This is a genomic window from Vibrio sp. 1078-1 (assembly GCF_033340475.1).
This window is the reverse complement of sequence record NZ_JAWOWM010000001.1, coordinates 58,738-76,241: the sequence shown is the minus strand read 5'-3', so window position 1 is coordinate 76,241 and position 17,504 is coordinate 58,738. Positions and strand designations below refer to the sequence as shown.

Sequence of the window (17,504 nt, the reverse complement as noted above, 5' to 3'; positions counted from 1 at the left end):
ACGCTGGCTTTGCTATTTGTAACACGAAATCTTGTTTGCCTGACTTCAAGCCGTGAAATCAATGCGTTACTATGACGACATAGTGTTCAATTTTGCAGCAGCATGAGGTACCCACATGTCTGAAAAAATATCGACGTCGGCATTAGCGAAAATGCGCAAGGTAGAAGCTAAGCTGCTGTTTGCCGATCTCAAACGTGCAGGCTACATCGTTCGCCAAGATGAAAAGTGGATTTTGACCGAAGAAGGGGCAAAGTTTGGCGGTGAGTATGTGGATCACCCTAAATTTGGCCAGTTCATCGTTTGGCCGACCAACTTACATATTGAGCTGACTCCCAGCTCAGGGAAAACATTGAGCGCGACACAACTGGGTGAAAAGCTGAAATTGAATGCGAAGCGCATGAACCAGCTTTTGAGTGAACTGGGTTGGTTGACCAAATCCGAAGAGGGATGGAGTGTCACAGAAGCTGGTGTGCGCGCTGGTGGGCAGCAAAGAACCGATAAAGAAACACAAAATACCTTTGTCGTATGGCACGATGTGGTGCTGCGTAACAAGCGTCTTAAGCAGTCTGTCATTGAGTTTTTAGGGCAAGACGCGGAGTCACATTCTACGGATAAATCGTACTCAAGCTTTCGCCAAAAATTTGAAGCCAAGCACCGAACATTAGATGGGCATTACGTGCGCTCTAAGGGGGAGTTGCTCATCGACAACTGGCTGTACTTGGCTGGTGTTGTGCACGCTTATGAGCGTCAGTTGCCGATTGACCAAGATGTCACTAGCGATTTTTACTTGCCAGGTGGCAAAGTCTATTTGCAATTTTGGGGAAGTGACGATGGGGAGATGGCTCAGGCCGACCGTGAGACCATTCGTACTGTTTATGAGCAGCATCATTTCAATCTTATCGAAGTCGAACCGAGTGAACTAGACAAGTTGGATGAAGTGCTTCCTAAGCGTCTTCGTCAGTTTGGTATTAAAGCTTATTGACGACTTAAGCCCGCTGTTCAGATAAGAAAAAACCCGTGTTCAACACGGGTTTTGTATTTTTAGTGTGTTTCTAGGCTGCCATCCTATGGGTTAAAAGCCTTTGATGTTTTCTGCTTCTAGCTCAGAGAAGTACTTCACTGTCTTCACTTTCAGTTCTTGTTGAGCTGGTTCGTCGCATACGATCACCGCTTTAGGGTGAAGTTGAAGAGCAGAAACTGTCCATAGGTGGTTTACACAACCTTCCACGGCTGCTTCAAGTGCCTGAGCTTTGTTATGACCAGTGACCAAGATCATCACTTCTTCTGAGTCTAGAAGCGTACCAACACCGATAGTCAGCGCGTATTTAGGCACTTGGTTGATATCGCCGTCAAAGAAGCGAGAGTTCGCAATGCGAGTGTCTTCAGTGAGGGTCTTGATGCGAGTACGAGAAGAAAGAGATGACGCTGGCTCGTTGAACGCGATGTGACCGTCGTTACCCACGCCGCCCATGAACAGGTTGATCTTGCCGTAAGACTTAATTTTGTCTTCGTAACGCTTACATTCTGCGTCGTGATCGTCTGTGTTACCGTTCAGTAGGTTGATATTTTCTTCTTGAATATCAATGTGATTAAAGAAGTTGTTGTACATGAACGAACGGTAAGATTCTGGGTGATCCGCAGGGATGCCAATGTACTCATCCATGTTAAAAGTCACGACGTTTTTGAAGCTGACTTCGCCGGCTTGGTAAAGCTCGATTAGGGCTTTGTAGGTTGCTAGAGGAGTGCCACCAGTTGGTAGACCCAGAACGAATGGACGCTCAGCAGTAGGTTTAAAGTCGTTGATACGCTTAGCGATATGCGCAGCTGCCCACTTACCTACTTGTGCTGCTCGAGTTAACGGGATAAGTCTCATTTTGTGCCCCTAGTTATTGGAATTGACGATGTACTGAAACATTAATTCGCATTATAAAATAAGTAATGGCGAACTGCTATTGTTTTAGGTCAAAATTTTGCTTTTTCTTTAACCAATGTTGGTTTTGTCGACGATTTTTATATCTAAATGCTTTTATAAGACGATTTTTTACAAAGAAATTGCATTATGAAACTGACGAATCAATAGATAAAATTTATGATCTAAATTAAGTTCTGCCTTCGCACTTAACCTTGTTTTTTAACAACCTACAGAGTGCGAAATCGCACACGAACTTCAAATATTATGGGTTAGATATGGCATGGCGCTCATTCTTTAACCATAATTGAAATGTGTAAACCAGTGAGGAATTCGGTATGAAAAATGAGTTAGATCCGAGCAAAGTACTACAGGCTTACGAATGTGTGATGAACAACGGTACGCCAACCGAATTTGGTAAAATGTATGAAGGTGTAGAAGCGTTTTCTGACTACGATGGGTACAACGTTTTCTTAAGAGGGAATGGTGTTGAGCTAAAAATTGGCTTCCACAACACCTATCACTTGGAATATGACCAAGAGCATTTGAAAGAGAGCTTTCTGAAAAAGATTGCGACGCTCGCCAAGTAAACGATCATCACCCAAATATTAAAAAAGCCCTTGGGAGAATGCCCCCTTGGGCTTTAGGAGAAGAAATGAGCTTGTCTTGCTCGCTCAGTAAAGTCAAACGAGCTTTCGCCTACTGCTAGAAAAAGGCGAGAACTAGGTTATTGGTTATTAATCGTCTTCAACCAAACTCTCTTCAATGTATTCTTCTGTGGCGTCAGGCTTGTTACGACCATTTAGCGTATGGAAGCGCTTGCGACCACGAGCAAGTTGGGTGTACTTTAGCCACGTACGCTCAAGTTTTGTTTTTGCTTTGCCCGGGTTTTCTAACACCTTGATGAAGTGTTTCTCTTCGCTGTTTTCAGGTGTTAATTCGCCTGACTCTAAGCCAAGCATTGTATCCCCATAAATTGTTAGGATTTCCTCTTCTGAAAGAGTAAAATCGCCAGACTTTGCAAAGCCGCGTGGGAATTTTACGTTATCGTAAAAACGTTTTTTGCCATGACGGAATTCAGTGTCAGACATGTCAACAGCCTCTGTAACCGTTATTGATGAATGTAGTGAACTTACGGCGAAAATTAGGCTTAAATCTAACAAAAGAAAAACAAAACTTTTTTGTCGTCATGATTTTAATTAGTTGTTAATCTGGTTTTATATTAACCAGGAGATGGTTTATGGATGTAAAAGTCTTTCGAACATTTTTAGAGCTGGCAAGAGTTCGTCACTTCGGACGTGCTGCTGAGAACCTTTATATTACCCAAGCCGCTGTGAGCGCACGTATCAAACAATTGGAAAGTTACTTCGATACGCAATTGTTTATTCGTGATCGAAATAACATAAAGTTGACCTCTGCAGGTGAGCGCTTAATCAGCTATGCCGAGGTAATGGTCACTACATTGCAACAAGCGAAGCTAGAATTATCGCTTGAAGATGGCAAAGCGCTGCAACTAACGTTAGGTGGCACGCCAAACATTTGGGACGCTTATTTACAGAATTGTTTAAGTGTCGTCACAGATTCGTTTGGTGGTTATGGCTTCATGGCAGAAGTGATGGGACGTGAGATGCTCAGTCGTAGCTTGCTAGAGCGCACGTTAGATATGGCATTTGCGTTCGATCAGATCAAAGCTGATGAGCTTAACTGTAAAAAAGTGGCAGATGTTGTTCTCGTTCTGGTATCAACTGAGAAAGATTCTTTAGACACCGTTTTCGAAAACAAATATGTGTACGTTGACTGGGGGACGCGTTTCTCCTCAGAGCATTCTGAACGTCACCCTAAGATTCCGGCTCCATATTTACGCACTTCAACAGCGCGTATCGCATTGGACTTTATTTTAGAGAAGGGTGGAGCCGCGTACTTACCAATCTCTCTCGTGGAGCCATTTATCGCTAATGGGCAGCTTCACAAGGTGTCTGGAGTAGAAGATTGGTGTCGCCCTATCTATTTGAGCTATCGTAAAGCTAGCTCGTCTGTAGACGCGATTAAGCAAGTGGAAGAAATTGTCAAAGAGATCGATCCACTGACCGCTTACAGTTTTCAGCAAATTGGTTCTGGCACTTCCGACGAATAGCGTTGAATGAAAAGTCAGAAAAACGAAAAAGCCGCCTTGAGAAATCAAGGCGGCTTTGTTTTTATCTCGATGAATCGATAGTTATGGTAAGTCAAACAACAGGGCTGTTGTGCTTTCGTTTGATGTATTGCGCAAAACAACCTTACTCTGGTGTTCAACCTTCGCGCCGTCGCCAGCCGTCAAAGTGGTATTGTCGACACTAAGGCTCCCAGTCACTTGATGGATGAATAGATTTCGGCCCGACTCAATCTCAAAGTTTAGTTCGCTACTTGGCTCAAGAATTAACTGATGCAAAGTCGCATCTTGCTTAATAAGTAGCGTGCCGTTTTCTCCAGTTGGAGTTGCGATAGTCGTTAACCCAGGATTGCGACCAAAATCTTTTTGCTGATAACCTGGTTTGGTTCCAAATGTGTTCGGTTGAATCCAAATCTGTAGAAACCGCAGCGTATCTTGGTTCGATGCATTGTACTCACTGTGGTAAATCCCTTTCCCTGCCGACATGAGTTGGAATTCACCTGCAGGTAGTGTTTTGACGTTACCTTCACTGTCTTTGTGTGCGATAACACCTTCCAACACATAGCTGATGATCTCCATATCACGGTGGCCATGTGTATCAAAACCCGCGCCAGGCTTGACTACATCGTCATTAATGACTCTCAGCTCAGAAAAGCCCATATGTTGAGGATCGTAGTAGCTACCAAAAGAAAACGTATGTTTGCTATCAAGCCAGCCAAAGTTTGCTCGACCTCGGTCTGCCGCATGTCTTACCGTAATCATAAGGCCTCCTTAAGAGAGCTTTTTGTTTAAGAAGTTATCTAACGCTGCTTTACCTGCGCCAGAGAACGCCAGAGAAACGCTTGCTGCCAGTAATGCTAAGCCAAACTCGTAACCGTTGTTTGCCATGAACAGGCCATTTTCAAAGTGGACAGAGAATATCGCTACCACCATCGTGAGCGCCAAAGCAACCGCTGCTGGTCGAGTTAGCAGACCAAGTAAAATGAACAAGCCGCCAAAGAACTCTGCGCTGCCCGCAAGTAACGCCATGAGCACGCCAGGACCTAAACCGATAGATGCCATCCACTGACCTGTGCCTTCTAGCCCGTAGCCACCAAACCAGCCAAATAGTTTTTGTGCGCCGTGCGCCATAAAGATAATGCCGATTGGAACGCGAAGTGATAGTGCGCTGTAACCTGCGTTTGATGTGGTAATTTTCTGTAATAGTGCTTTCATGATTCTGTCCTCTGACTCTTTTCAATGAGTGGGAAGCGTGTGCTCCCGTGCTGTTGAGAACAGTTTAGGTAGAGGCGAATATAAAAATAACGGGAGGATTTTGATAAACTCGTTCTAAAAAATTGAATATTTGGTTTTTATTTATTTAAATCAATGTCTTGATTTTTATATTCGAGTGTTTATTTGCCGATTATTGTCTGTTTTAAATCAAGGTCTGTCATTATTTTCGATAAACATTTTTGCTGTTAAACAAAAAAAGAGCACATGTACTGTGCTCTATTGCTTTCGCTTTTAACAAGGGAGAAAGGTGCGTTAAAGAAAACCGTCAGAGGTTCATTAAGCTCTCTAATGACTCCTCTACATTGTTGTAGTGATAAGTTCGAATATTACGTCCATCCGTCGCATTAATCTGAATTTCTGAGATCTCGTTATCTGAGTCTCGTTCGATAATTCCAATAGAATGATCTACGGATTTACTGGTAATAATCTTTTGGTTTCTTAATACAATTACGCAAGTATGTAAGTCCATGCCAATTCCCTTTAGCCGACGTTGTTGTGATGTTCTGGATCTAACTTTAGTGTACAAAAACGCTAATGCCAATAAATCTCAATATTGAGTTCCGAAAATGGCTAATTGTGGGCGCTTAAGCAAGCTACAATAACACTATATTGAACGATGCCTATGAACAATAAATGACAAAAGGCATGAGCAAGGAAAGCACTATGTTTATTCACCCCCATACCTCACTGACCTTCGAGCAGTGTCACAAGGCGCGAGTCGCGCGAGACAGTCGTTTTGATGGGCGATTTTATGTGGCGGTAAAAACAACGGGAATCTTTTGTCGTCCGATTTGCCCGGCAAATTTGCCTAAAGAAGAAAATGTTGAGTATTTCGCTGATAAGACGCAAGCCCTTCAAGCAGGGTACCGTCCGTGTTTACGTTGTCGACCTGACAGCGCGCCTGGATCTTGGGCATGGAAAGGTGTCGAGACGACCTTTCAACGAGCGATTTCGTTAATTGATAGAGGGGAGTTGCATCACCATTCGGTGTCTGAGTTGGCTGAGCGTGTTGGGATTTCTGACCGTTACTTACGTATGTTGTTTGAGCAGTATCTAGGTATGTCACCCAAGCAGTATGCGCAATATCAGCAACTAATGTTCGCCAAACAGTTGCTTCACTCCAGCTCTATGTCGGTCACCGACGTGGGGTTTGCATCAGGTTTTAACAGTACGCGCCGCTTTAACGATGCTTTTCAAAAGTTTCTCAAACTAACGCCTTCTCAAGTACGCCGTAAAGAGTTTGATGGTGCGGGTTGCAATCGAATTGCCTTACCTTATCGAGGTGAGTTGAATTGGTCGCACATGTTGGACTTCTATCGTTTGCGAGCGGTTGAGGGGGTTGAGCTAGTGAGTGATGAGAGTTATCAGCGCAACGTTTTTTTGGATAACAGCAAAGCCTGGTTTAAAGCGACAAAAGGTGAAGGATACTTAGAACTGGCGTTTGAAATTGAAGACGTAACGAAGCTGCAAAACTTGGTGTCTGACATTCGTCGTATGTTCGATCTTGACGCTGATATTTGTACTGTTGAGCAGCATTTGGAGTATGTCGCGCCTGGGCTCGTGTCGAGTAAAGGTATTCGTATTCCTGGTGTATGGAATGCATGGGAAGCAGGGGTTAGAGCGATTTTAGGCCAGCAGGTGTCGGTTAAAGCTGCGATTGGTCAACTTAACTTATTGGTGGCCACACTTAGTGGAGAGTCAGAAAAACGTTTTTTCCCGACTCCCAGTGATATTGCGAACGCCGACGTGAGCTTTTTGCGCATGCCGCAAAGCCGTAAAGAGACGCTAGTGCGCTTCGCCCAGTTTATGCAGGACAACTCAGAAGCTGACCCCCAGCACTGGCTAGCTTTGAAAGGCATTGGACCTTGGACCGTCAGTTATGCTCAACTGCGAGGGCAATCTCAACCCGATTGCTTTCTAGATAAAGACTTAGTGGTGAAAAAGGCGATGCAGCGTTACCCATCACTGAATACGCACACTGCGGCCCCTTGGGGAAGCTACGCGACGTTTCACTTATGGAATCAATCATGAAAACATTTTATACCGAAATGCCGAGTCCACTAGGAACGGTGACTATCCAATCGAACGCTGAGGGCTTACTTGGCATTTGGTTTGAAACATGCACCACTAAGCCGAGTGAGCTGGGGGTGCGAGACGAGCAGCATCCGGTTTTGCGCCAAGCTGTCACCCAACTGGATGAATACTTTGCTGGTCTGCGCAACGAATTCGACTTACCCCTTGCAGCGACAGGCACTGATTTTCAAAATCAAGTTTGGCAGGCACTAACGACCATTCCATATGGGGAAACGTGGAGCTATCAAGATCTCGCGAATGCGATAGGTAACCCTAAAGCTGTGCGTGCTGTTGGGTTAGCAAACGGGAAGAATCCGATTTCTATCGTGGTACCTTGTCATCGCGTTATTGGCAAAAGCGGAAAACTGACTGGGTATGCAGGTGGAGTGGAGCGCAAGCAACGTTTGCTCGCGCTGGAGCAAGGTACACCGCTTTAAGTGAGGCGATTCTCGTATTGGGATTAAGCGTGCTACACAGGGGTAACGATAGTGTAGAGTTTCATAATCGTTATACGAATAGAAGAAGGACAATAAGGACATGCCTTTCAAAACGGATTTTGATGCCTTCATGAGTGAGTGTTGGCAGCATCACGAGGAAAATCCCGAACAAGTTTATGCTAAGCTAGAAACGGCTCTGAGCTAGGTGGAAGACGTTACCCAAATCGAGCGAATATTCGCATTGATGCTGCATACCGCTATTGGGCATCTCCAGTGCCCAGAAAAGTTTCTTACTTGTTTAGAGCACTTTGATGAACGCAAGGTTGCCGAGAGTTTGGCATTTCAACGCAGTATTGCCGTTGCGCGCTATTTCGTAGATGGCACTGACAATATGGAATTATTGGAAGAGCAAGAACAACGCCGAGTTTACGCTTTGATTTCGAATGAACTTTCTGCACTTGTTCAGCTTGAACTGGCGAGTCAATGGTTGGTGAAGGCAGCGTTAGGAATGACGCCGAACGATGCAGAAGGGCCATTAGCGCGCGCTATCGCGATCACTGCGAACAACTTAGCATGTCAGTACGAAGCGCTGGCTGAGCGCACGTGCATGGAAAAATCGAAGATGCTAGAAGCAGCGACACTCGCGCTAGACTATTGGAAAGTGGCAGGGGGTTGGATGCAAGAAGAGCGCGCAGAGTATCGCTTAGCGATGAGCTTGCTTAAAGCAGATAAACCGCAAGAAGCCAAAGTGCATGCTGAGCGCTGTGAGGTTATTTGTCAGCAAAATGGTAGCGACGCGTTTGAGCTGTTCCACGCACATGACTTGTTGATGCAAGTACACTTCCATCTTAGTCAGAAATATAAAGCTAAATTGGATGAAGAGATGCAGCAGCACTGCAAAACGAGCTCGTTGACGTGATCTTAGCGTTGAATGAAAAAAGCCCCGAGCGACTGGCTGGGGGCTTTAGGGTTGTTGACTATGCAGCGATGATTATGCTGCTTGCGCTTTTGCTTGGTATCGTCCTGGTTTATGGTTCATCGCCAAAATCAAGTTCGTTGCGATGGCACCTAGAACAGATAGAGCGATAAGGTGCACATCTACAATGAACAGTGACATCACCACGATGGCACAATCTAACGCCATTTGAACTTTACCCGCTCGAACTCCAAAACGTTCCTGAAGGTACAACGCTAGAATGTTAAAGCCACCCAAACTCATTTTGTGACGGAAAATTACCAACATACCGATTCCAATCAGCCCACCACCCAAAAGTGCCGCATAGAAAGGTTCGATTCGTGAAATCTCAATCACATGATGCAGATGATCGACCGCAAAAGAGACAATCGAAACCGCAATAAAGGTATTGATAGTGAAGCGCCAACCCATGCGCATCACAGATAAAATATAAAAAGGGAGGTTAAGAGCGAAAAATATCTGACCAAAACTGAAGTCACTCACTTTGGTTAGGAAGATCGCCAAGCCAGCCGTACCGCCAGTGAGCAATCCTACTTTGCTAAAAAATATCACCCCAAGTGACACTAACGCACTGCCGAGCGTCAGAGCCAAGAGGTTCTCTCTTAGGCTATGATCTTTGTCCATAAATTAATTTCCTTGGTTTAAAAACCGCGCCGGAGATAACACGTCTCACGGACGCGATAGACAGTCGCCAAAATAGCAACTAACAAATCGGCCAATAAAATGTCGCGAAAAGTGATGGATGTCGAGTTTTTGGACGAGATTATGATGATATTAACCTGTTTAACATAATGTACACAGATAGAAAAACAACAAGGAAAAGTTATGATTAAGAAAGTTGGCAACACCCAAATCAACACATTACATCGACTGAGTTGCCACTGTGGAAAAGTTGAGCTGGAACTGGCGTTACCCAATGGTATTGAGAAACCGAGACGGTGTGACTGTTCTATGTGTCGACGTCGTGGCGCGATTGTCGCATCTGTACCTTTGAACGGTATTCGTATTATGCAAGGCGAAGACGTCTTGAAGCAGTATCAATTTAATACACACACTGCGAAGCACTTTTTCTGTGGCGAGTGCGGTATTTATACGCACCATCAGCGTCGTTCTGACCCGAGTGAGTATGGCTATAATGTCGGCTGCTTAGAGGGCGTCAACCCATATGAGTTGGGAGCGATTGAAGTGATGGATGGCGTTAACCATCCATCCGACCGCTAGGTTGTGTTGCAAGTTAAGCACCTGATTGTCGGTGCTTTTAAGTAAATAAACCGCTATTCATCCACAAGTGTACCGCAATACTGGCGGCATAACCCAAGGCGATGACGGGAGCCCACTTTAGGTGGCCAAAGAAGGTGTATTGTCCACGCGCGGCTCCCATTAAAGCGACGCCTGCCGCGGAGCCAATGGAAAGCAAACTGCCACCGACACCTGCGGTTAATGTGACCAGTAGCCAGTTGCCCATCGACATGCTTGGTTCCATGGTCAGTACAGCAAACATAACCGGAATGTTATCGACGATTGCAGATAGGACACCAACCATTACGTTTGCCCAGACTGGGTTCCATTGCGTGTACATGACGTTTGAAACCAGTTCGAGGTAGCCAAGTAAACTTAAACCGCCAACACACATTACAACACCGTAGAAGAACAACAAGGTGTCCCATTCGGCTCGAGACACACGATGAAACACATCAAACGGAACCACTGAGCCTAAGCGCTTCAATGCCTGATCATCGCCATTGGCAATTGCCATAGCTGCTTTTTTTGCGAGTGAGTGTTTGAGAGTTTGGCGCAAAAAATATCCGAAAAACTGTAAGTACGCCAAGCCCATCATCATGCCCATAACGGGTGGGAAGTGCAGCACAGCATGGAAAGAGACTGCGGTGGCAATCGTCAAAATGAACAACGCGACAATACGCCTTGCCCCGCGTTTTAGCTCAACGTGTTGGTGAATCGTATTCGGTTTTGTGTTTGGAACAAAAAGTGACATCAAAAATGCGGGAACCAAGTAGTTCACCAATGACGGTACAAACAACGGAATGAACTCAGCAAAGCTGACATGACCGGCCTGCCACACCATCAGGGTTGTAATATCACCAAATGGGCTGAATGCACCGCCAGCGTTGGCTGCGATAACAATGTTGATACAAGCAAGATTGACGAACTTAGGATTATCACCAGAGACTTTCATCACTACAGCGCACATCAAAAGGGCCGTAGTTAAGTTATCGGCAATCGGTGAAATGACAAAAGCGAGAAACCCCGTCAGCCAGAACAACTTTTTGAATCCAAAACCTTTACCAACCATCCACGCCTGTAAGGCATCGAAGAGTTTGCGTTCTTCCATTGCGTTGATGTAAGTCATCGCCACGAGCAAAAACAGCAGCAACTCGGCATATTCCAACAAGTTGTGTTCTAGTGCGGATTTGGCGATTTCAGGCTGATTGTGTTGAGCAAAGGTGTAGCCAATCAGAATCCAAATTAATCCTGCAGCGAGCAGCACTGGCTTGGATTTTCTCATTTTCAGATACTCTTCCAACATAACCAGTATGTAAGCGATCGAAAAGATAATCAGAGCCGCGTAACCGACACCAGAATTAACAAGGTTCAGTTCATTGGTTGATGCAGCAAAGGTGGCGCTAGAGAACAACAAACAGCAGAAAGCCACAATTGGATAGATTGGCATAGACATTTCTCCTTTGTCTGGTTGGAGAAATATTAGCCACAAATGAATGAGTTAGTTGTGAGAGAGCTCGAATTAACAGTAGGAGTTAGGAAATGATAGTGTGCGCCACTATTTTCTGAGTGACGCAATGCTTGCTGCGCCGAATAAAACCGCAGCGGCATATAAACCGTAAGTTAACCAGTGACTAATCTCTAAAAAAGGAACGAGTCCTTGACCTGCCCACATACAGCCTCCGTTTAATGAGCAATGTTGTAATAGTCGAGCCAATTTAAAGGAAATGAACAATGTTTTTTGTGAGTGAAAGCAAATTCTGAAGGATTAGAAAGTCAAAAATTGGTCAGTGAGAGAGAAATCTCATTTTTAACTGGCTAGCTCTAACCCTTTTGAGTTAAAGCTAGCTATATCTAGAGCTGAATGCATTTAGCGTAGGAGCCATTTTTTCAACGGTGAAGCGTCAATTGCTTTCACAAGCAGTATGGTTGCAACAATCGTTGCAGGATAAATAAACACATCTTTCGCGAGGTGTTGCAGCCCGATAAATTCAGCGACATTCATCATGACAATTATGATAAGCAGATGGCTAACATATATTCCTAACACGCAAGGAGATAGTTTGAAGACCCAAGGCATGTCGCCAAAATGAGGGTGAGCCAAAAGCCACATAAAGACACCTACAGCCCAGATAACGGTACCGAATAGGAAGTCGTGCGAGTTGAAAGCGATGTCATGTTGCATCAGCCAGTAAGCTTCACCAAAATGCAGTGCCATGCCAAGAATAATGCATCGAACCGTATTGTTTCGCGACCACCGCCACTGCACTTCTCGTGCGAAATAACCTAGAGCAACTAGCAACGTGCTGAAAAAAGGCCCGTTACGAGTAAAGAAAGGCGCTGGCAGGTCGGTAATGGTCGCGTAACTGCCAGCAAAGGCACCGTATATGTATAGCAATACTGCGGTTGGCAGTATCAGTTGCGCCATATTGATATGCACGAGAAAGGCAATTAACGCTACGGCAATGACCAGAGCCGGAATAAACCACAGATGAACGAGTCCGCCTTCGATGAGTGAATTGATCGGGGTTGACATTAGGTACCCCCAATAACCTTTCCTTTCGGCGAGATACCCAGCCTCAGCGACCGTCTGCCATTGGAATGGCATCAGTAAACTGATCATGCTCCAAATGAGCCAAACCTTCATTAACGGTTTGGCGTAGTTCTTAAGAGTATCGATAGGTGAATGACTCAACTTCGGCTGGATTAGATAACCCGAGATGAGAAAGAACAGCGGAACAGCAAAACGAGCCAGTTGGTTGAGCATATAGCCAACCCATGGTATCCCATTCCACTGCCAGTACGTCAGTGCCATCTGACAATGCAAACCCACAATCGCAAGCATCGCAATGATACGTGCAAACTCTAAGCTGGCTATTTTTTGTTTCTTTGCCATTACATTGTTTACCTAAATAAAAAACTTAGGTGAAAATAGCAGGTTGTTACTGAAGTAATACGTGAAAAAGTCAACAGACTTGCGCTTACATTGAAGCTGTTTTGAAAATTAAGACTTACTTCAAACTTCTTAATTATTAACCTATTAACGCAATCAATACCTGATTCGTGAGTCGAAAATAGCACTGAATAATGGTTAGACCAGTTAACTCGAGATTGCAAAAAAGAACGATCGTGCTAAAAATAAGATTATGCAAAAAGGAAAAGTGACAAAAGAGTTTATTCTGCAGCGGGCTTTTGAGATCGCCAGCGAAGACGGATTAGAAAGTCTTACGATTGGAGAGTTAGCCAAGCAATGCGGTATGTCGAAAAGTGGTCTGTTTGCCCACTTTAATTCGAAGTTGAATTTACAGCTATCGGTGCTTGATCACGCCAATAAAGTGTTCGCTGATCGGGTTATTGAGCCTGCTCGAGAACTCGGGGATGGCAATATCGAGCGTAAAATTCGAGGGTTGCTCGACTCTTGGATGACTTGGAATCACGCATTCCAAGGAAGTTGTATGTTTCTTGACGCTTGGAATGATACGGCAGATAAAGATTGCCCGCTTCAGGCCGGACTGCGTAAATCCATAGACACTTGGCTGAGCTATTTGGAGATCCAAATAACGAAAGGCAAAGAGAAGCAAGAATTTGCAGCAGACTTAGATACACGCCAAGCAACGTTTGATTTGTACGGTCTCTATTTGAGTGCGCATGTTTTTTACTCAATTAAAGGTGAGCAAGAAAGCTTGCGTCTGTTTTGGCAAGGGATCGACAACTTATTTTCTCGCTGGAAAGGCTAATATCGGTTATTCGCTTCCCTGATTCGTAGACATAAAATCACAAAGAGCGGCTGAGTTCGCTCTTTCTTATCAGTATAAAAAGCACGACCGTTCTATTTTGTGCAAAGCTGATAGTTAAGGACATGATTATGAGTGAAAAAATTTACTTTAATACATCGCAACGTTTCAGTATTAAGCGCAGTTTGGTGAACATGAGTACTCGGTTACACCATACACTGGCCCCGTCACATGCAAAGAAGACCGCGCGCAAGCTTCTTCTGACACCTGCTCGTACGCAACCTAAAAATATTGAACCTCAAGGGCTTATCAAAGGTGAAATTAAAGGGCATGCAGGCATCATCAAAACCTATACTTTGGGCTCTGGACCTATTTGGGTGCTAACTCATGGTTGGTCTGGCACGGCAAGTCAGTTTTATCCACTGATGGAACATATTGCGTCGAAAGGGTTTACTGCTTTGGCGTACGATCACCCGGCACATGGTGAGAGTGAGGGGAAGTATGGGCACATTCCGGGGTTTGTCAGAGGATTAGAAGATGTGTTGGATACGGTCGAGGATATTGTTGGCCTAGTTGGGCACAGCATGGGCACCGCTTCTGCTCTTGAGTGTAGGCACAGCAAATTAGAAAACAAGCCTTTGCTGCTTATTGCTCCGGTATTAAATTACGTAGAGAACTTATTCGGTAGCATTGCACGTTCCGGTTACTCGATGAAGCTTTTTAATGCTGTGGTTTCAGAAGTTGAAGACCAATTTGGTTATCCGTTACAGTCCATTGATCCGATGAAGCGTTTGTCTGAGCGTCCGTCTCACACCATTATTATTCATGATGAGCAAGACAAGTTCACCAAATACAGTGTCTCGGCAAAAGCGGCTGAAGAGATTAAAAACGTTGAGTTAGTGACAACACAAGGTCAGGGGCATGGTCGAGTGATGAAGTGTGAGCAAGTCTTCAGTAGTTTTGACCGTTTGCTCGATAGTGCTTGGTAACCCTTACTTTTACTGATTGACTCGCTTCGTTTTGCGCTAATTCGATTTGAAAGTAACACCTCAGATTTTTTCGTCTCTGGTGTTGCTCTTCTCGTTAAGAGGTTAAATCCAAAAAGGACAGCCGAAGCTGTCCTTTGTTTATTTAGCAGAAAGTCTGCAAGGCTGAAATTAGTTACAGTTAGCTACGCCAACTTCTTTCCAAACGCCCCATTCGCCAGATTGGCTAGGATCGTCACCCTGAGTCCACCATTTCGCTTCCCACGTTTTACCTGCGTGAGTCACTTGGTTACCACCTGTGTACACTGCGCTCGCATCCCATGCGTTGTCACAATTACCAGGGTTCGGATCGGTTGTGTGCTGTGCAACAACCACTGTCGCGCTTGCCGATGAAGACGCTTTACCGTCGCTCACACTTACAGTGAAGCTTAAGCTTGTGTCTTGCGGGTATTCCGCAGCAGTGAACGTGACTTTAGAGCCTTCAACCGTTGCATTCAGACCTTGAGGTAGAGTCCAGTTGAATGTCAGGGTATCGTTGTCTGCATCGCTAGACGCAGATGCATCTACAACCACAACGTCACCAGCGTTTGCTGTTGCTGGAGCAACAACTTGCGCTACTGGTGCGTTGTTCACTGGGTCAACAACACCTGCTGGTTTCACTGTTACTACAACGAGGTCAGATGCCGTTGCACCTTCGTTATCAGACACCGTCAGCTTGAAAGTTAATTGCTCTTCAACAGTAACTTCTGCTGCATCAAAGCTTGCTTTCGCTGAGTTTGCACCTGTTAGTACCACTGCTGTGCCAGATACTTGTTCCCAAGCGTAGCTTGCGATGGTGCCGTCAGAGTCTTTTGACAGGCTGCCATCTAGAACCACATTTGCAGGACCTGTTACCGATTGATCTGCGCCAGCGGCTGCGGTTGGCTTACGGTTTGGTTGAGGAACCACACCACCAGCCATACCTTCGTGCATCGCGTTTAGAATGTCACCGTTATCCGCGTCAATTTCCCAAGAGAATAGACCAGCAAGACCAAGAGACTTCGCGTAGCTACCTTTTGCTAGCACTGAACGGTGGTCATCAAATGTGATCAACTCGCCCGTAGTACGGTTCCATACCCATGGTGCTTCTGCTTGTGCATCGTAGCCGTACTCGAAGCCGTTAATGCCAGTGTTGTTTGCACCTAACATGAATGACTTAATGCCTTTGTAGTCAATTACGCCATCTTCCCAAACACCTTGTGCTGTGCTGCCCTTCAGTTTACCTGTAGCAGTACCTGTCATTGGGTCGTTTGGATCGGTTAGCGTATCTGGAGTTACGCCTTCCCAGCCACGACCGTACATTGCTGTACCTAGTACTAGCTTGTTCGCAGGAACGCCTTGAGCAAGAAGAAGTTGGATGCCGTTATCTGCTGTGTAAGCAGGACCTTTGTACGGTTCGCCGTTCTCATCAACGCCACTACCGTCACACTGACTAGGACGCATGAATGAACCACAGTAAAGCGCAGTCTGGTGACCAGGAACGTTATTCCAACCGCCGTAGAAGTCGTAAGTCATTGCGAAGATGTAATCCATGTACTGAACTGCATCTGCGTAGTCTACGTCTTCAATCTTGTCGTAACCGACACCGATAGCGGACGTTAGCTCGTAAGTACGGCCTGTCTCAGCTTCTAATTCATCAAGCATTACGCGCAGTTCACGCATCAGTGCGATGTATGCTGGGCCATCGTTTACAGGGTCGCCCTTATCGGCTGCTGCACCGCCGCCGCCAGGGAATTCCCAGTCGATATCAACACCGTCGTAGAATTTCCAAGTTTTCAGGAACTTCTTAACTGATGCGACGAATGTGTCACGGTTTTTCTTGTCCACGAAATCGAAGAATGGGTCAGACAGTGTCCAACCACCGATCGATGGGATGATTTTTAGATCAGGGTTACGTTGTTTCAATGCCATTAGCATTGCGTAGTTACCCTTGATAGGCGTGCTGTATTCATGACCAGCTTGTGGGAAGCTCTTCTGATAAGCAGCCCAAGGGTCATGGATAACGACTTCATAATCAGGCACACCTGTACAAGCAGTTTGTAGCGCGTTGAAACTGTTGCCGCCAACAGACTTCACAGACTCATTTGGGCCACAAATTGGGATAAAACCGTAAAGGATGTGAGTCAAGTTGTCGACCGGCATATTATCGACGGTGTAGTCACGGCCATAGATGCCCCATTCAACAAAATACGTACCCATCACGACGCTTGGATCGGTATTGTAGGTTTTGTTGTTTGGATCAACATTCATCGTTAGTGGCTTCAGGTGAGAACCATCGGTATCTGCAATTGTGATTTCAGCTGGTGCGCTTTTCGCACAACCTGTCGCATCACATGCTTCGATTTCCATTTGGTATAAGCCACCTTGGCCGTATTCAAACGAAGCTGTTGTTTGGCTACCAGTGATAGGGCCGCTTGCTACTTTTACACCATCAAAATAGACGTTGTAAGTGTCACCAGGTGTGCCACTCCACTGGTTAAATTTAACAGTGATCTTCGCTTGCTCATGGTATTTCACCATGTCGTAGTAGCCTGACGTGGTTTCCATCGCGAGTTCAATTTTAGAAAACTGAAGGTTGTTGGAACCGTACATATCGACACTTGGTGCGGTTGGAGCCGCAACTGCAGCACCTGATAGCGCTAAAGCAACTCCAGCTGCACATAGGTTAAATCGAATCATAACTTCTC

At 45.3% G+C, this 17,504-nt stretch carries 17 protein-coding genes and 1 pseudogene; 9 read left to right on the top strand and 9 right to left on the bottom strand.

Features of this window, described 5'->3' with window-relative positions:
* Positions 1-115 precede the first annotated feature (115 nt).
* A complete protein-coding gene (locus R7190_RS00400) occupies positions 116-982 on the top strand; it encodes a hypothetical protein (RefSeq protein WP_005374442.1) in 867 nt (288 codons plus the stop codon).
* Between the two features lie 90 nt (positions 983-1,072).
* Here R7190_RS00400 and nagB read toward each other — a convergent pair whose 3' ends face one another.
* The gene (gene nagB / locus R7190_RS00395; protein ID WP_005374441.1) at positions 1,073-1,873 is read right to left on the bottom strand and encodes a glucosamine-6-phosphate deaminase; all 801 of its coding nucleotides are present in this window, start codon (positions 1,871-1,873) and stop codon (positions 1,073-1,075) included.
* A gap of 374 nt (positions 1,874-2,247) precedes the next feature.
* Between nagB and R7190_RS00390 the strand changes: the two genes are divergently transcribed.
* Positions 2,248-2,499, top strand: coding sequence for a DUF3081 domain-containing protein (locus R7190_RS00390; protein WP_005374440.1), 252 nt, complete (start codon positions 2,248-2,250; stop codon positions 2,497-2,499).
* A gap of 147 nt (positions 2,500-2,646) precedes the next feature.
* On the opposite strand, the gene R7190_RS00385 is transcribed toward R7190_RS00390, so the two are convergent.
* The gene (locus R7190_RS00385) at positions 2,647-3,000 is read right to left on the bottom strand and encodes a DUF413 domain-containing protein (RefSeq protein WP_005374439.1); all 354 of its coding nucleotides are present in this window, start codon (positions 2,998-3,000) and stop codon (positions 2,647-2,649) included.
* Positions 3,001-3,149: 149 nt separating this feature from the next.
* On the opposite strand from R7190_RS00385, the gene R7190_RS00380 reads away from it, so the two are divergent.
* Positions 3,150-4,043, top strand: a complete 894-nt coding sequence (locus R7190_RS00380) for a LysR family transcriptional regulator (RefSeq protein ID WP_005374436.1) — start codon at positions 3,150-3,152, stop codon at positions 4,041-4,043.
* An 81-nt stretch (positions 4,044-4,124) separates the two neighbouring features.
* Here the strand turns inward: R7190_RS00380 and R7190_RS00375 are convergent, their stop codons facing one another.
* From R7190_RS00375 to R7190_RS00365, 3 genes are all read right to left on the bottom strand, one after another.
* Complete coding sequence (locus tag R7190_RS00375; protein ID WP_017821043.1) at positions 4,125-4,820, bottom strand: pirin family protein; 696 nt, start codon at positions 4,818-4,820, stop codon at positions 4,125-4,127.
* A 9-nt stretch (positions 4,821-4,829) separates the two neighbouring features.
* Complete coding sequence (locus R7190_RS00370) at positions 4,830-5,273, bottom strand: DoxX family protein (protein WP_186585550.1); 444 nt, start codon at positions 5,271-5,273, stop codon at positions 4,830-4,832.
* A 325-nt stretch (positions 5,274-5,598) separates the two neighbouring features.
* The gene (locus R7190_RS00365; RefSeq protein ID WP_318137502.1) at positions 5,599-5,802 is read right to left on the bottom strand and encodes a hypothetical protein; all 204 of its coding nucleotides are present in this window, start codon (positions 5,800-5,802) and stop codon (positions 5,599-5,601) included.
* Between the two features lie 194 nt (positions 5,803-5,996).
* Between R7190_RS00365 and R7190_RS00360 the strand changes: the two genes are divergently transcribed.
* The 3 genes and pseudogenes from R7190_RS00360 to R7190_RS00350 all read left to right on the top strand — a co-directional run bounded on the left by R7190_RS00360 (position 5,997) and on the right by R7190_RS00350 (position 8,762).
* Positions 5,997-7,364 carry an AlkA N-terminal domain-containing protein gene (locus R7190_RS00360; RefSeq protein ID WP_085569478.1) on the top strand — a complete coding sequence of 456 codons (1,368 nt, stop codon included), beginning with the start codon at positions 5,997-5,999 and terminating at the stop codon, positions 7,362-7,364.
* Positions 7,361-7,843, top strand: a complete 483-nt coding sequence (locus R7190_RS00355) for a methylated-DNA--[protein]-cysteine S-methyltransferase (protein ID WP_005374431.1) — start codon at positions 7,361-7,363, stop codon at positions 7,841-7,843. Before R7190_RS00360 ends, R7190_RS00355 begins: the two co-directional genes overlap by 4 nt.
* A gap of 100 nt (positions 7,844-7,943) precedes the next feature.
* Positions 7,944-8,762 (top strand): annotated as a pseudogene (locus R7190_RS00350) (hypothetical protein).
* A gap of 72 nt (positions 8,763-8,834) precedes the next feature.
* On the opposite strand, the gene R7190_RS00345 reads toward R7190_RS00350, so the two are convergent.
* A complete protein-coding gene (locus R7190_RS00345; protein WP_005374427.1) occupies positions 8,835-9,443 on the bottom strand; it encodes a YitT family protein in 609 nt (202 codons plus the stop codon).
* A 201-nt stretch (positions 9,444-9,644) separates the two neighbouring features.
* Here R7190_RS00345 and R7190_RS00340 point away from each other — a divergent pair, with 201 nt between their 5' ends.
* Entirely contained in the window at positions 9,645-10,040 is a 396-nt protein-coding gene (locus tag R7190_RS00340) for a GFA family protein (protein WP_053308033.1), read from the top strand.
* A 37-nt stretch (positions 10,041-10,077) separates the two neighbouring features.
* Here the strand turns inward: R7190_RS00340 and nhaD are convergent, their stop codons facing one another.
* Positions 10,078-11,508: a sodium:proton antiporter NhaD gene (gene nhaD / locus R7190_RS00335; protein ID WP_005374422.1), complete on the bottom strand. Its 1,431-nt coding sequence runs from the start codon at positions 11,506-11,508 to the stop codon at positions 10,078-10,080.
* A gap of 420 nt (positions 11,509-11,928) precedes the next feature.
* Complete coding sequence (locus R7190_RS00330) at positions 11,929-12,954, bottom strand: acyltransferase (RefSeq protein ID WP_318137501.1); 1,026 nt, start codon at positions 12,952-12,954, stop codon at positions 11,929-11,931.
* Positions 12,955-13,204: 250 nt separating this feature from the next.
* Here R7190_RS00330 and R7190_RS00325 point away from each other — a divergent pair, with 250 nt between their 5' ends.
* Together R7190_RS00325 and R7190_RS00320 are read left to right on the top strand one after the other, a co-directional pair.
* A complete protein-coding gene (locus tag R7190_RS00325; RefSeq protein ID WP_047102492.1) occupies positions 13,205-13,795 on the top strand; it encodes a TetR/AcrR family transcriptional regulator in 591 nt (196 codons plus the stop codon).
* Positions 13,796-13,923: 128 nt separating this feature from the next.
* A complete protein-coding gene (locus R7190_RS00320) occupies positions 13,924-14,781 on the top strand; it encodes an alpha/beta hydrolase (RefSeq protein ID WP_047102493.1) in 858 nt (285 codons plus the stop codon).
* 168 nt (positions 14,782-14,949) lie between these two features.
* Here R7190_RS00320 and R7190_RS00315 read toward each other — a convergent pair whose 3' ends face one another.
* Positions 14,950-17,496: a glycosyl hydrolase family 18 protein gene (locus tag R7190_RS00315; protein WP_186585548.1), complete on the bottom strand. Its 2,547-nt coding sequence runs from the start codon at positions 17,494-17,496 to the stop codon at positions 14,950-14,952.
* Positions 17,497-17,504: the final 8 nt, after the last annotated feature.

What these genes read in the sequence shown, in the direction of transcription:
- R7190_RS00400 (WP_005374442.1), top strand. Translation starts at nt 116, where the DNA reads ATGTCTGAAAAAATATCGACGTCGGCATTAGCGAAAATGCGCAAGGTA.
- nagB (WP_005374441.1), bottom strand. Translation starts at nt 1,873, where the DNA reads ATGAGACTTATCCCGTTAACTCGAGCAGCACAAGTAGGTAAGTGGGCA.
- R7190_RS00390 (WP_005374440.1), top strand. Translation starts at nt 2,248, where the DNA reads ATGAAAAATGAGTTAGATCCGAGCAAAGTACTACAGGCTTACGAATGT.
- R7190_RS00385 (WP_005374439.1), bottom strand. Translation starts at nt 3,000, where the DNA reads ATGTCTGACACTGAATTCCGTCATGGCAAAAAACGTTTTTACGATAAC.
- R7190_RS00380 (WP_005374436.1), top strand. Translation starts at nt 3,150, where the DNA reads ATGGATGTAAAAGTCTTTCGAACATTTTTAGAGCTGGCAAGAGTTCGT.
- R7190_RS00375 (WP_017821043.1), bottom strand. Translation starts at nt 4,820, where the DNA reads ATGATTACGGTAAGACATGCGGCAGACCGAGGTCGAGCAAACTTTGGC.
- R7190_RS00370 (WP_186585550.1), bottom strand. Translation starts at nt 5,273, where the DNA reads ATGAAAGCACTATTACAGAAAATTACCACATCAAACGCAGGTTACAGC.
- R7190_RS00365 (WP_318137502.1), bottom strand. Translation starts at nt 5,802, where the DNA reads ATGGACTTACATACTTGCGTAATTGTATTAAGAAACCAAAAGATTATT.
- R7190_RS00360 (WP_085569478.1), top strand. Translation starts at nt 5,997, where the DNA reads ATGTTTATTCACCCCCATACCTCACTGACCTTCGAGCAGTGTCACAAG.
- R7190_RS00355 (WP_005374431.1), top strand. Translation starts at nt 7,361, where the DNA reads ATGAAAACATTTTATACCGAAATGCCGAGTCCACTAGGAACGGTGACT.
- R7190_RS00345 (WP_005374427.1), bottom strand. Translation starts at nt 9,443, where the DNA reads ATGGACAAAGATCATAGCCTAAGAGAGAACCTCTTGGCTCTGACGCTC.
- R7190_RS00340 (WP_053308033.1), top strand. Translation starts at nt 9,645, where the DNA reads ATGATTAAGAAAGTTGGCAACACCCAAATCAACACATTACATCGACTG.
- nhaD (WP_005374422.1), bottom strand. Translation starts at nt 11,508, where the DNA reads ATGCCAATCTATCCAATTGTGGCTTTCTGCTGTTTGTTGTTCTCTAGC.
- R7190_RS00330 (WP_318137501.1), bottom strand. Translation starts at nt 12,954, where the DNA reads ATGGCAAAGAAACAAAAAATAGCCAGCTTAGAGTTTGCACGTATCATT.
- R7190_RS00325 (WP_047102492.1), top strand. Translation starts at nt 13,205, where the DNA reads ATGCAAAAAGGAAAAGTGACAAAAGAGTTTATTCTGCAGCGGGCTTTT.
- R7190_RS00320 (WP_047102493.1), top strand. Translation starts at nt 13,924, where the DNA reads ATGAGTGAAAAAATTTACTTTAATACATCGCAACGTTTCAGTATTAAG.
- R7190_RS00315 (WP_186585548.1), bottom strand. Translation starts at nt 17,496, where the DNA reads ATGATTCGATTTAACCTATGTGCAGCTGGAGTTGCTTTAGCGCTATCA.